Source organism: Paenibacillus sp. T2-29, assembly GCF_052921365.1.
Window position 1 is genome coordinate 31,711 of sequence record NZ_JBREVE010000003.1, and the last position, 12,297, is coordinate 44,007.

13 protein-coding genes are annotated in these 12,297 nt (G+C 43.3%); 10 read left to right on the forward strand and 3 right to left on the reverse strand.

Going from position 1 to position 12,297, the window contains the following annotated elements; all coding sequences use genetic code 11:
• The first annotated feature begins 76 nt into the window (after positions 1-76).
• Both ACU1JV_RS09645 and ACU1JV_RS09650 read left to right on the forward strand, forming a co-directional pair.
• On the forward strand, positions 77-220 hold the full coding sequence (locus tag ACU1JV_RS09645; RefSeq protein ID WP_337682537.1) for a hypothetical protein: 144 nt from the start codon (positions 77-79) through the stop codon (positions 218-220).
• Between the two features lie 135 nt (positions 221-355).
• A complete protein-coding gene (locus ACU1JV_RS09650; RefSeq protein ID WP_413987559.1) occupies positions 356-934 on the forward strand; it encodes a fibronectin type III domain-containing protein in 579 nt (192 codons plus the stop codon).
• Between the two features lie 208 nt (positions 935-1,142).
• Here ACU1JV_RS09650 and ACU1JV_RS09655 read toward each other — a convergent pair whose 3' ends face one another.
• Positions 1,143-1,982, reverse strand: a complete 840-nt coding sequence (locus ACU1JV_RS09655) for a manganese catalase family protein (protein ID WP_013370305.1) — start codon at positions 1,980-1,982, stop codon at positions 1,143-1,145.
• Between the two features lie 225 nt (positions 1,983-2,207).
• On the opposite strand from ACU1JV_RS09655, the gene ACU1JV_RS09660 reads away from it, so the two are divergent.
• Positions 2,208-3,062 carry a manganese catalase family protein gene (locus tag ACU1JV_RS09660; protein ID WP_013370306.1) on the forward strand — a complete coding sequence of 285 codons (855 nt, stop codon included), beginning with the start codon at positions 2,208-2,210 and terminating at the stop codon, positions 3,060-3,062.
• 169 nt (positions 3,063-3,231) lie between these two features.
• Here ACU1JV_RS09660 and ACU1JV_RS09665 read toward each other — a convergent pair whose 3' ends face one another.
• Positions 3,232-4,296, reverse strand: a complete 1,065-nt coding sequence (locus ACU1JV_RS09665) for an HD-GYP domain-containing protein (RefSeq protein ID WP_013370307.1) — start codon at positions 4,294-4,296, stop codon at positions 3,232-3,234.
• Between the two features lie 269 nt (positions 4,297-4,565).
• On the opposite strand from ACU1JV_RS09665, the gene ACU1JV_RS09670 reads away from it, so the two are divergent.
• From ACU1JV_RS09670 to ACU1JV_RS09700, 7 genes are all read left to right on the forward strand, one after another.
• Positions 4,566-6,020 carry a bifunctional metallophosphatase/5'-nucleotidase gene (locus tag ACU1JV_RS09670; protein ID WP_165084073.1) on the forward strand — a complete coding sequence of 485 codons (1,455 nt, stop codon included), beginning with the start codon at positions 4,566-4,568 and terminating at the stop codon, positions 6,018-6,020.
• On the forward strand, positions 5,974-7,134 hold the full coding sequence (locus ACU1JV_RS09675; RefSeq protein WP_025676023.1) for an HD-GYP domain-containing protein: 1,161 nt from the start codon (positions 5,974-5,976) through the stop codon (positions 7,132-7,134). Before ACU1JV_RS09670 ends, ACU1JV_RS09675 begins: the two co-directional genes overlap by 47 nt.
• 97 nt (positions 7,135-7,231) lie before the next feature.
• Positions 7,232-8,362, forward strand: coding sequence for a radical SAM/CxCxxxxC motif protein YfkAB (gene yfkAB, locus ACU1JV_RS09680; RefSeq protein WP_413985860.1), 1,131 nt, complete (start codon positions 7,232-7,234; stop codon positions 8,360-8,362).
• A gap of 107 nt (positions 8,363-8,469) precedes the next feature.
• Positions 8,470-9,828: a hemolysin family protein gene (locus ACU1JV_RS09685; RefSeq protein ID WP_058829323.1), complete on the forward strand. Its 1,359-nt coding sequence runs from the start codon at positions 8,470-8,472 to the stop codon at positions 9,826-9,828.
• Between the two features lie 201 nt (positions 9,829-10,029).
• Positions 10,030-10,254, forward strand: coding sequence for a spore coat associated protein CotJA (locus ACU1JV_RS09690; RefSeq protein ID WP_013370312.1), 225 nt, complete (start codon positions 10,030-10,032; stop codon positions 10,252-10,254).
• A 1-nt stretch (position 10,255) separates the two neighbouring features.
• Positions 10,256-10,735, forward strand: coding sequence for a spore coat protein CotJB (locus tag ACU1JV_RS09695; RefSeq protein ID WP_274597501.1), 480 nt, complete (start codon positions 10,256-10,258; stop codon positions 10,733-10,735).
• A 33-nt stretch (positions 10,736-10,768) separates the two neighbouring features.
• Positions 10,769-11,338 carry a manganese catalase family protein gene (locus tag ACU1JV_RS09700; protein WP_058829324.1) on the forward strand — a complete coding sequence of 190 codons (570 nt, stop codon included), beginning with the start codon at positions 10,769-10,771 and terminating at the stop codon, positions 11,336-11,338.
• Positions 11,339-11,425: 87 nt separating this feature from the next.
• Here ACU1JV_RS09700 and ACU1JV_RS09705 read toward each other — a convergent pair whose 3' ends face one another.
• Positions 11,426-12,136, reverse strand: a complete 711-nt coding sequence (locus ACU1JV_RS09705; protein WP_413985861.1) for a GntR family transcriptional regulator — start codon at positions 12,134-12,136, stop codon at positions 11,426-11,428.
• Between the last annotated feature and the right edge of the window lie 161 nt (positions 12,137-12,297).

Genomic DNA, 12,297 nt, shown 5'->3' on the forward strand with positions numbered 1-12,297 from the left:
GATCATGGTTGGCGGGGGTTTTTTCATTAAAGAAATTACCACATCATTCATTGAATGAATTATTGAGGTGACCAGCATGAACCATACATATAAAGTGTTAAAGTCGGATATCGAACTATTTGCAGCTTCGCTAAGCCAGGTAAAGGTGTACGTTGTTCAGTCGTTGGGAGAGAATATGGTGTCGGTTGTAGACTATGGTGGCACTATAGAAAAGTTTTAGCCTGAGTCGGTTAAGATTACTGGTAAGTATTTTATGCGGAATCAGTTTGAACTTAAGTCTGAGGAATATATTACCTTAATGACTGTTAATAGATAAATTACTATCAACGACACTGGATATTTAGTAAATCCTAAAATCAGTGCTCCTTCAAATCTATTGGCAAAGGCAGGAGACGCTAAGGTGGATTTGAACTGGAGAGCAAGTCCCGATAAAAAAGAATATACTATAAAACGCAGCACTACTTCTGGAGGACCATATGAAACAATTGCTTCAAACGTCAAAACTCCATCTTACTCTGACACGTCTGTGGTTAATGGAACAACATACTATTACGTTGTTACCGCGGTAAATGATAGTGGAAAAAGTGAGTTTTCTGAAGAGGTATCAGCTACTCCTCAAGGAGAAAAGCAAACAGATCCCAATACAGACAAACCATCTCAACCTAAACCTGAGCCATCGGAGCCAGTACAACCAACAGGTGATCGTGCAATTCTTGTAGTAACTATGACAACTAGTTTGGAGAAGGAATTTGATTTGAGTATAAAAGAAGTTAACAACTTCATAGCGTGGTATGATGCCAAAGATGCCGGTCGTAGTCAATCATTTTATAATATTGATAAACATGACAATAACAAAGGACCTTTCAGCAATCGCAAGGAATACGTAATCTTTGATAAGATACTTATGTTTGAAGTAAGTGAATACTCTAAATAAATCAAAAAGCTCTGCTAACCATAATTGGTCGGCAGAGCTTTTTGGTCTTACATTGATTCTATACTTCTTGTTTATGATCAGCTGTGATTTGATGTGCCTTATGATAAGCCGTCTTATGTGCACTGTAAGTATATATTTTTGTTTCATTTTATGGTTAGTGTCACCAATAAGCAATCTTTAATGTTGGGAAGACTCGTCTGTTAAAAGTTTATTTATCTGAAGTTTTATGGTCTAAGTCATGATGTAACTCGGTTGCTGGTATTTTGGCATTATAGATCTGGCCTTTGGCAACGGGGTTAGAGATGTATACATAGCTTCCGGTTCCATCCGGCGCACTTCCTGTTGCCCACAGACCTTCACTAGATTCTTCGCCTTCAGACAAGTTCCAAAACTCATATGCCTCAGGCTGAGATTCTTGCTCTGCTTCAGGAGGAAAGGAAGCCGGTACCACAACACCATTTTTTTCTTCTAATTCTTGGATTGCCGCCAGCCATTGATACTGATGATAGCGGTCGCGTGCTAGCATTTTCCGTAATGTAGCCCTAACACTTTCATCTTGGGTCATATGATATAGTCTTGCTACCTGCAATCGACCTTGACTCTCTGCATGCAGGTTGGACCGCATATCTGCCAAAAGATTACCACTAGCAACAATGTAAGAACCGTTCCATGGAACTCCATTTGAATTAGTAGGTAATCCGCCAAGACCACTCACCAGTAAATGCTGCGGGTTAATTCCCCCCATAATGGCAGCTGTAACAGGGTCTTTGGCAGCTTGCTCCTGATCTTCTGGTTTAGCCCCATCAAGTAATTGACTAATTAAAGCACACAGCATCTCCACATGCCCTATTTCTTCTGTTCCAATATCCATTAACATATCTTTATATTTTTCATCACCGCGACAGTTGAACCCTTGAAACAAATATTGCATCATCACGGTCATTTCTCCAAATTGGCCTCCCAAAACTTCTTGTACCTGTCGGGCAAATAGAGGGTCAGGTCGCTCTACTTTCACTTCGAACTGCAACTCTTTTTGATGTCTAAACATAATTAGTCCTCCTATAGGTTAAAAGCAGTTTAGTGAATCCAAGCTATATTAACCCATTCAATGCGCAACAAAACGAGGAGCTGCTTAACAACAAATATCCCTAATACTAGACTGATAGGAGCCTGCATAATAATAACCTTTCTGTTTCTTTGTCTTGTATAAAAATGATAAGAATGGGTAGCATATGTTTTACTTCAAAATAAAAGCTCTGAGGGGGTTTTGGTATTGTATTTTTATAAAGAAGATTTGATTAACTTAATAGTGCCCGATAAACCCGACCCAGCTGCTGCAAAAGTGATTCAGGAGGTATTGGGTGGTCGATTTGGAGAAATGCGTACGATGATGCAGTTTTTCTTTCAAAGTAATAATTTTCGTGGTAATGCTGTGCAGTATAGGGATTTGATACGAGGAGTTTTCCTAGAGGAGCTTAGTCATGTTGAACTGGTCCAACATACCATAAATCAACTTCTGACTGGCTCAGGCGAAGACCAAGCCGGCGATGCTGGAATTGATCATGCTCCTTTGGATGAAGCGATAAAACATGCCAATCCTCATCATTTTATTATGGGAGCTCAAAGTTCCTTACCCGTTGATGCAAGTGGTAACCCTTGGTTAGGCAGTTATGTCTATTCCCACGGCAATCTGATTAGTGATTTGCTTGATAATCTCGTACTCGAATCTACAGGGGTTCTGCAAAAATCCCGAATTTACGAAATGAGCTCGAACAAAACATTCCGGGAAACATTAGCTTTTTTGATTGTACGAGATAATGCTCATCAAAATGCGTTTGCCAAAGCGTTAGAGACACTTGGAGTAGATTGGGGCAAATTGTTCCCGGTTCCAAACTACGATATTAACAAGTATCCAGAATGTCGGAAGTATGTTGAAATGGGCTTTCACAATGCACAGTTTAATTTTCGATTGGATTCTACCCGTATTGGAGAAATATTCAATGGGCAAACGCCAAGCAGAAACGGTGGAGATTTGAGTGTCATTGACCCTCCAGAAGGCTTTCCTCTTCCGTATATGCCTGAATTGCCTAATGAACATAGCCCAGGCCTACAAGATCTTAACTCCTAGGATTAAACAAGCAATACAGAGTAATTGGGCTAATGTTTGTAATACAAAAAGAGGCTGTCCTTTGTAGGAAAAACCTACGGATTAAAGGACAGTCTCTTTTTATTCGTGTAGCCTGTGCTTCGGTAAAACATTCCGTACAAACAAAGTAACGCCGGGTGGCAGTGGCAGATCAGGATTCCAGATAAATTTCATCAATGTATACATGGCGTTCCTTTGACAAATCTATATATTCATTATCGTTAATTCTTACTAAGGGTCTGAAGTAATCCACAGGATTGTTCAGAATAATGGTTCCTGTCTGGCCTGTAGTCAATAGAACCTGCTTATTAATAAAATTCGGAAGCATATGTCTGATGAACACTTGGGTAGTTTCTGGATTCAGATGTCCAAAACTCATACTGTGCAGCTCACGTAATACGGTGAGCAACTCCTGTTTTGTCTGATACACACGGTTGGAAATCATCGCGCTGTATACGTCGGCAACAGCTGTTATGCTGGCAAAAGGATGAATCTCTTCCTTGAACAGTCCGTGGGGGTATCCACTTCCGTCTTCGCGTTCGTGATGCTGCAAGGCGACAATTGCTGAAATATCATCGCTGGTTGAATTGCGAATAATATCATAGCCATACAGAGAATGTTTCTTCATCTCATGAAATTCTTCAGGTGTTAGTTTATCCGGTTTATTTAAAATTTCATCTGGTATCATAGACTTGCCTATATCGTGTAAATATCCAGCTTTTCCCGCGGCATATGCCTCTTCCTCTGTATATCCAAGCCAAGTGGCAATGTAATATGACAGTATACCTACTTGGAGAGAATGGTTATAGGTATAGTGATCTCCCCGTTCCATAATTAACAGTAGAGATACGACATCTTTTTGACGAGCCAGCTCTGAAACAAGAGGGGCGAACAGCTCATCAACTCGATGTTCATCAAATTTTCCAGTTGAGGAAGCTTCGAGGAACATGCTTTCAAAGCCACTGATCGTTTGCTCCATGAGGGGAACGGCGCGTTTGAGGGACTCGGGGGAAGCAGGAACATCGGGGGCAAAGCCAACCGGAATGCTCGTAGAACCAGCATCAATGTCAATATAATCGACACCATGCATAATGAGCTTGGAAATATCGTCATGCTGAAGCTCGGTGCCCTGAATCAAGACAGGTACACCGTGCCCATTGTATGTATCGGATTTGAGGCGATCTCCCGGCTTAGCATCGGTAACGTGAACTCTCATGTGCTAACCTCCTTGTCGTAAATTTGTCGAAAATACGAAACAAACTTAATATATCAAGAATTATATGGGATGACAACGACTAATTTACTATTATTCCAAGCTGTAAAATAGGTCCCAAGGACCCGTCTCTTCTAAGTTATATATAGAAGGTAATGTCAATGATTTTCACTATCTATGCCCACTCATATGTACCATATTGCTAAATAACATGGTATGCTTAAACATTAGAAGCTCCAAAGTCGATATATAAAATATAGAGGAGGGCGGTTATGGAGATGACGACTCGGCAAACGTTGACCATTTTGCATACCAATGATATCCATAGTCATTTTGGCAGTATGCCTTCGATAGCCGCGATGATCAATGAACGAAGAGCTGCATCAGGGGATGCGCTACTTGTACTAGACATAGGAGACCACATGGATCGGATGGCCCCCGAGACGGAAGGAACGCTCGGTGGGGCAAATGTGGATGTGATTAATCTGACAGGATACGATGCAATTACGATCGGTAACAATGAGGGACTAACTTTTACCTCGGATATGATTGAACAGGCATATGCGGGCATTCATTGTCCAGTCGTATGTGGCAATCTAACAGAGCGTGCTACAGGGAGGATTCCTTCGTGGATGAAGGAATCCGTCATTTTGAATAAAGCAGGAATCAAGATCGGTTTACTAGGTGTGACGGCTCCTTTTACAGAGTTTTATCAATTGCTGGGCTGGGACGTGCTCGATCCGTTTGAGGTTCTGGGGACGCAGATCGCGGCACTCAGAAAGCAGGTGGATGTGGTGGTCGTGATGTCTCACCTAGGTTTACCCTCTGATGAGAAATTAGCATCCCAGTTTCCTGAAATTGACGTTATCCTTGGTGGTCACACCCACCATGTGCTGGAGGAACCGCTTCGGATCGGGAACACCGTTTTATGTGGGGCTGGGAAGTTCGGAACGTTGCTCGGTGAAGTGACGCTAACCCGTAACCATAGTCTTGAACCGTTTCGAGTTACCTCAGGCGGCGTAGTTCCTGTGGATCAGACGCTGCTAGACGAAAAAGTGGCATCGGCCATTGTGTTGCATCGCAGACAAGCAGAACGCGCCATGGAGAGCACGGTAGCAGTAACAGATCGGGAATTGGAGATCGCCTATAATGAGGAGTCCCCTTTCGGGAATTTGCTGGCACAATCGGTGTCCCATTTTACAGGAACCGAAATTGCCCTCGTCAATGCAGGTCAACTGCTTGGTCCATTGCCTCAAGGAGATATTAGCAAAGGAATACTGCATTCCTTATGCCCATCGCCGATTAATCCCTGTGTTATGAAGTTGCGGGGAAGAGACATTCGGTTGGCCCTGGAGCAATCTTTGCTGCCTGAATTTACAGACAAGCCCATGTCGGGCTTTGGCTTCAGAGGCAAAGTGCTGGGCACGATGTGTGTGGAAGGGTTGACCATTCAGTATGATCCGGACCGTGCTCCTTATGAAAAAGTGACGGACATTCGTGTAGCGGGTCAACCTTTGGAAGAAGATGAGGAATACACAGTGGGCACGTTGGATATGTTCACTTTCAAAGCAGGCTATAAGGTGCTTGCGAACGGAACAGATCTCCGATTTATGCTTCCAGAATTTTTACGGGATTTGATTGAAATGGAGTTGAAGCGTCCGGGCGCGATGGAAGAATGTTTTGCAGCTAGGTGGCTTCAGGTATCAAAACAATCGGGAGAGGATTAAGCTGCGACTGGTACCTGTTACATTATTGAGAGCCGGCATGAAGCTGGGCAAAAAAATATACAATGAAAATGGAATGGTGCTGCTCTCGGAAGGTGTTGAGCTTACTTCGCGATTGATTGAACGTCTAGGCCAAGTCGGAATTGGATATGTATACATTGAGGATGCTGTGACAGAAGATATCGTCATACCGGAGATGATCCATGAACAGACAAGGGCGGCGGCGCTACAGGAAATCAAAAAGCAGTTTCAGGGTTTGTCATCCTACTCCGTAGATCATAAGCACAAATATTTTGGCAAGTCATTTTATAAGGTCATGGAATCGATTCTGGACGATATTGGAGGCCGCCAGGATGCCATCATTATGTTGATGGATATCGGGGCGGCGGATCAGGATTTGTATCATCATTCTTTGAATGTATGCTTGTATTCACTAGTCCTGGGGATATCCAATGGCTACGATAATAATCAGCTCATGGAGCTAGGGATAGGTTCATTACTGCACGATATCGGTAAAATGAAGATTTCACCTCAAGTGCTCTATAAGCCAGGTAAATTGACGGACGAGGAATATGAGCATATGAAAACCCATACAGTGATCGGCTATAAGCTACTTAAAGACGAACCCGGGATTCCCTTGTTGTCAGCTCATTGTGCATTACAGCATCATGAGCGTATTGACGGTAGTGGATACCCACACGGTTGGAAAAAGGACCAAATCCACGAATATGCGAAATGGATCGGTCTGGCGGACTCGTATGACGCGATGACGGCAAGTCGAATCTACAAGCAGGCTTTGTTGCCTTATGAAGCAATGGAGGTGCTATACGCCGGGGCAGGAACGCTGTATGAGCAGCGGATGCTGGAAGCCTTTCGTGACTGTGTAGCTATTTACCCTCTGGGGCTTTCTGTAATGCTCAACACAGGGGAAGAGGGAGTCGTAGTGCGTATACATCCCAAAATCCCGCAAAGGCCTGTCATTCGTATTGTAAGAGACCGGGATGGGCAGGAACTGAAGGCGCCTTATGATGTGGATTTATCCGTATCCCTTTCGGTTATGATTACAAATACATTAGGCGCTGCTACCGGCCCTTTCGGAGGAGTACGCGTAGATTAGCAGAGGATGTGGAAGAAAGCATGCAGGCACTTTACACATCATGATATGATAATTATACGTCTTTTGAGGTTAATAACAGAAATAAGGTGAAAACATAATGACAGTTCTACAAAATAACACACTACCCCAAATATCGCCAACGTATGATCCGTGGGACCCGATTGTCTCACTGCGTACACATGGTCGTCATTTGCTTACAAGTGTGGAAATGACCGTAACACATTTATGTAATATGCGCTGTGAGCATTGCGCTGTCGGCGATATGCTGGTTATGAAGGAGGCCCCTTTCCTTCCTTTAGATTTGATGCTGAAGCGGCTGGATGAAGTTGAGCATCTGGAGACAATAAGTATTACAGGCGGAGAACCTGCATTGCTTGATAAAACAGTGGACGATGTGATCGTTCCGCTGTTGAAGTATGCTAAAGAGCGCGGTATTCGTTCGCAAATTAACTCCAACCTGACATTGGATATCAGAAGATATGAGAAGATGCTACCGTATCTGGATGTCATGCATATATCGTTTAATTATTTAAATGCAGACGATTTTTATGAAGTGGGATTTGCAAATACCGGACGTCCGACTCCACGCGCGGGTGCTGTGCGCCTGTATGAAAAAATGATAGAGAATGCACGCAGATTGAGCGAAATGGGGATGTTCATTTCAGCTGAGTCCATGATTAATTATCGGACACATACGAAGCTAGAAGGCATTCATCAGTTGATCAACGAAATGGGATGCCGCCGACATGAGGTTCATCCGATGTACGCATCGAATTTTGCTTCTGCCTTGCCTGTACTGTCCCTTGACGATATGCGGAACTCTATTGATAAGCTGCTGGATGTGCGAAATCAGGACATGTGGATGTTATTTGGTACCCTACCGTTCTTTGCTTGTTCTGAGCGGGAGGAAGACCGTAAATTGCTTCGTCGCTTGCGCCAAGAACCGAATATTACGGTGCGTAATGATCCAGACGGAAGAAACCGTGTAAATGTGAATGTGTTCACGGGTAGCGTATATGTGACGGATTTTGCAGACATTCCAGCTTTCGGAAATATTCAGGAAAACAGTCTGGACAATATTTTCGGTGAATGGCTGAATGAGCATCCGCTGAATCAGACCGTGAACTGTCATTGCGATGCGGCTGCCTGTTGCGGGCCGAATCTACTCGTAGCGGATATGTATTACAAGGGTGTAGACTTTAAATCAAGAAAAGCATTGCAATTATAAGCATTTTTACATGATTCCAATTCCAGGTTTCCAATCATAAATATTGAATTGAATAGCTTGCAAGTCGAATGGTGCAAAATGCTAACTAAAGAAATGGGGAGTTCGTATTGGATGGTCATACCGAGTTTCATTGGGGATTGCTAGGGGTGAATCTCTTCTTGGTACTGCTGCTTGTCTTTCTAAATGGTGTCTTTGTGGCCGCAGAGTTTTCGCTGGTCAAAATGCGCCAATCCCGATTGACGCAGCTCCAAAGTGAGGGGCATCGCCTGGCAGGCTATGCGCTAAAGGTGAACCAAAAGTTGGATGCTTATCTGTCTGCCACCCAATTGGGCATTACGCTGGCTTCATTGGGGCTAGGCTGGATTGGTGAGCCAGCAATATCCGGCTACCTGATAGAGCCACTCATGCACAAACTCGGTGTAACTGACGGTACACTGATTACAACGGTATCCGTTGTCGTCGGATTTTGCGTAATTACTTTTTTGCATATTGTATTGGGCGAACTGGCTCCCAAGTCTTTGGCGATTCAAAAGACCGAAGGAGTAGCGTTGTTTTTATCGGCGCCCTTGCTGCTTTTTTATAAGGTTTTTCTCCCTGTAATCTGGGTGTTGAATGCTGCCGCAAACATGCTGTTACGGGCATTCGGCATTCAGCCGGCCAGTGAAGCCGAAGCGGCACATTCGGAGGAAGAGATCCGTATATTGATGAATCAGAGCGCCAAAAGCGGTGTAATCGATAAGGATGAAATCAAACTGATGGATAATATCTTTGATTTTTCCGACTTGCTTGCTCGTGAAATCATGTTGCCGCGTACGGATATGGATTGTTTGTACACGAATTTGTCGTTTAAGGAAAATCTGAAGATTATCAGTGAAACCAAGCATTCCCGTTACCCGGTAGCGGTTGAGGATAAAGATCAGATTATCGGTTTTGTTCATATTACAGATCTTCTGTTAGCCGAGCAGGGCGAACAACTGGATCTGGCCTCAGTGGTGCGTCCAATTCTGAATGTGCCTGAGTCTATGGAAGTAAGTCATGTGCTGCGCCTTATGCAGAAAAAGCACTCCCAAATGACTCTCGTGGTGGATGAATACGGCGGAACCGCCGGTCTGCTGACAGCGGAGGAAATTCTGGAGGAAATCGTCGGGGATCTCTATGATGAGTTTGAAGATGAACGTCCAAGCGTGGAAATGAAGGAAGACTTCATCTCTGTGGACGGTCGTATGCTCATTGAGGATGTGAATGATTTGACTGGAGTGAACATTGAAGACGACGAGGTGGACTCCATCGGAGGCTGGCTGTTCAAGGAATTAGAAGGCAGTCCGGTGAAAGGGAAGAAAATAGAGTTTTATAATCTGACCTTTGAAGTGGAGGAAGCAACAAGGCTTCGCATCATGAGAGTGAAAATTCACCGCAAACCTGATCTGGTCAATGAAGATGAGCTTTCTAGCGATGAGGAATCTTGATCCACAGAGAATAACATGATCAGTTCAGATAAAAAAGTTATACAGAGTGCTAAGAAAGAGCCTATAAATCCACATTACCGTGGTTTTATAGGCTCTTTTTGAGTTTTATTTCTTTGAACAAATTTTTCTGTTCGAGACTTGGGCGATGCGGCATATGTTGAATAGTAAAGCAGATGGATCAATTAAAGGAGGTCCCGGCCCGTGAAATTTCCACAGCAAGGTCAGTATGCCCCGTTTGTCGGCCCGTTCGATCCGTGTCCGCCCATTCTATGCAAGACTTATGTGCTTCCGCCAAACTTGTTTATACAATTTCAGCCCCCTGGTCTGCCGCAATTCAGTCCAGAAGAGGCGCTGACGAAAGGAACGCTATGGCCATTGCTTTTCAGTCCTTATGAGCCTAGGAGAAACCAGGGGGGAGGCGAATAACATGGAGAATCCAAATCAGGGTCAGTCCCCAAATCAATTTCAACAGCAAGTTCAGTATGAGAGTGGTCAACAACCGCCGAATGAGTCTCAAAACCCTTTTTCAAATTCGTATCAATCTCAGAGTCCATATCCATCTCAGAACCAGTACCAAAACCAGTACCAAAACCAAGCCCAGGGTTATAGTCAAGCTATCCCCCCGGCTCAGGGCTATACATCTCAAACCAAGCCAGTTGATGCCCAGTTTTATGCGCTATTGGAGAAGCTCCAAGCGGTGGATTTTGTGCTGGTAGAGCTGAATTTGTATTTGGATACACACCCGGATGATTTGCAGGCCATCGAACAGTTCAACAAGCTAACACAGGAAAGAACGGCGATTGCCAACGAGTACCAGCTCCTATATGGGCCTTTGCAAAATTTTGGTCGCGCTTATTCCAAGTATCCTTGGGAGTGGAGTCAAGCGCCTTGGCCGTGGCAGGTATAAGCAGGTACAACCTTTAATAAAGGAGGAACATGAATGTGGGTATATGAGAAAAAGCTGCAATATCCTGTACGTGTCAGCAAATGCGACCCTCACATGGCCAAGTTGCTTATGGAGCAGTACGGGGGAGCGGATGGAGAGCTCGCAGCAGCTTTGCGTTACCTGAATCAGCGGTATACCATTCCGGATAAAGTGATTGGTGTACTGAATGACATCGGGACGGAAGAATTTGCCCACCTCGAGATGATTGCAACGATGATTTACAAGCTGACGAAGGATGCGAGTGTGGAGCAATTAAAAGCGGCTGGTCTGGGCGAACATTATGCGGCACATGATCGTGCGTTATTTTATGAAAATGCGGCGGGGGTTCCTTTTACCGCGACCTATATTCAAGCCAAAGGTGATCCCATTGCGGATTTATATGAGGATATTGCGGCAGAGGAAAAGGCGCGAGCTACATACCAGTGGCTGATTGATTTGACAGATGATGTGGATTTGCAGGATAGTTTAAAGTTTCTGCGTGAACGTGAGGTGGTTCATTCGCTGCGTTTCCGTGAGTCAGTAGAAATTTTGAAGGGGGAAAGAGACCGGAAGAAAGTATTTTAAGGGAATTTAGTAGGGAGGGCCATCTGCAAATGCAGGTGGCCTTTCTTTTTTAGGATTAAATCTACATAAAAGCATCTGTTCATAATCTTAAACAATCAACTCGAACCTATCCCCTAATATCAACTGCTTGGAACGATGGATTTTTTGGCCGTCTGGATTACAAACGGTACTTTTAATACACAGCAGAGGATAGCCTTCCTCAATATTTAAATAGGTGGCTACATCAAAAGAGGCAAATTCCATAACTATATATTTTCTTGATATTCCAAATGTAATCTTGTGTTTATTTTTTAAAATATCATAAAGAGATATATTATTTAAATCCTCTTGTAACAAAAAAGAAAAAGAAGAAGGGAAACGTGAATACTCTACAGATACCGGCACATTGTCAGCATACCTGATTCTTTCTATATTGATTACTTTATCCCCTGGCATTAAACCTAAATGTTCCTGATCTGATGCTGTAGCATCTTCAATCACGCATTTTATTACTTTTGCACCAGGCACTTTATTTTGTAATTTACAAGTATCGCTAAATCCAATGGTCTCTACGACATTTTTTTTGATTTTATCTTTTGTAATAAATGTTCCTTTTCCCGGAATCCGTACCAAGTAACCTTCAGAGGTAAGTGAATCAAGTGCCGCACGGACAGTTACACGACTCACATTATTGGTTTCACTTAATTCTAATTCTGTAGGGAGTTTGTCTCCTAATTTTAGGGTACCGTTGTGGATGGAATCTAAAATTTTTTCTTGCAGCTGTCTATATAACGGTGAAGATTCTGAATGATCAATCATGCAGTTCAACCTCCAAATCAAGTTTTTATAAATGTATTATATTGTTTTATATCAGCATGCTTATATTATAACAGCATATACAATTTATGAATAGCTTGTAAGCCCTTGCAATAAGGGGTTTATCCTTTAAAAATCGGGGGAATTGAAGCAGTACTCTAGAA

What these genes read in the sequence shown, in the direction of transcription:
- ACU1JV_RS09645 (WP_337682537.1), top strand. Translation starts at nt 77, where the DNA reads ATGAACCATACATATAAAGTGTTAAAGTCGGATATCGAACTATTTGCA.
- ACU1JV_RS09655 (WP_013370305.1), bottom strand. Translation starts at nt 1,982, where the DNA reads ATGTTTAGACATCAAAAAGAGTTGCAGTTCGAAGTGAAAGTAGAGCGA.
- ACU1JV_RS09665 (WP_013370307.1), bottom strand. Translation starts at nt 4,296, where the DNA reads ATGAGAGTTCACGTTACCGATGCTAAGCCGGGAGATCGCCTCAAATCC.
- ACU1JV_RS09670 (WP_165084073.1), top strand. Translation starts at nt 4,566, where the DNA reads ATGGAGATGACGACTCGGCAAACGTTGACCATTTTGCATACCAATGAT.
- yfkAB (WP_413985860.1), top strand. Translation starts at nt 7,232, where the DNA reads ATGACAGTTCTACAAAATAACACACTACCCCAAATATCGCCAACGTAT.
- ACU1JV_RS09695 (WP_274597501.1), top strand. Translation starts at nt 10,256, where the DNA reads ATGGAGAATCCAAATCAGGGTCAGTCCCCAAATCAATTTCAACAGCAA.
- ACU1JV_RS09700 (WP_058829324.1), top strand. Translation starts at nt 10,769, where the DNA reads ATGTGGGTATATGAGAAAAAGCTGCAATATCCTGTACGTGTCAGCAAA.
- ACU1JV_RS09705 (WP_413985861.1), bottom strand. Translation starts at nt 12,136, where the DNA reads ATGATTGATCATTCAGAATCTTCACCGTTATATAGACAGCTGCAAGAA.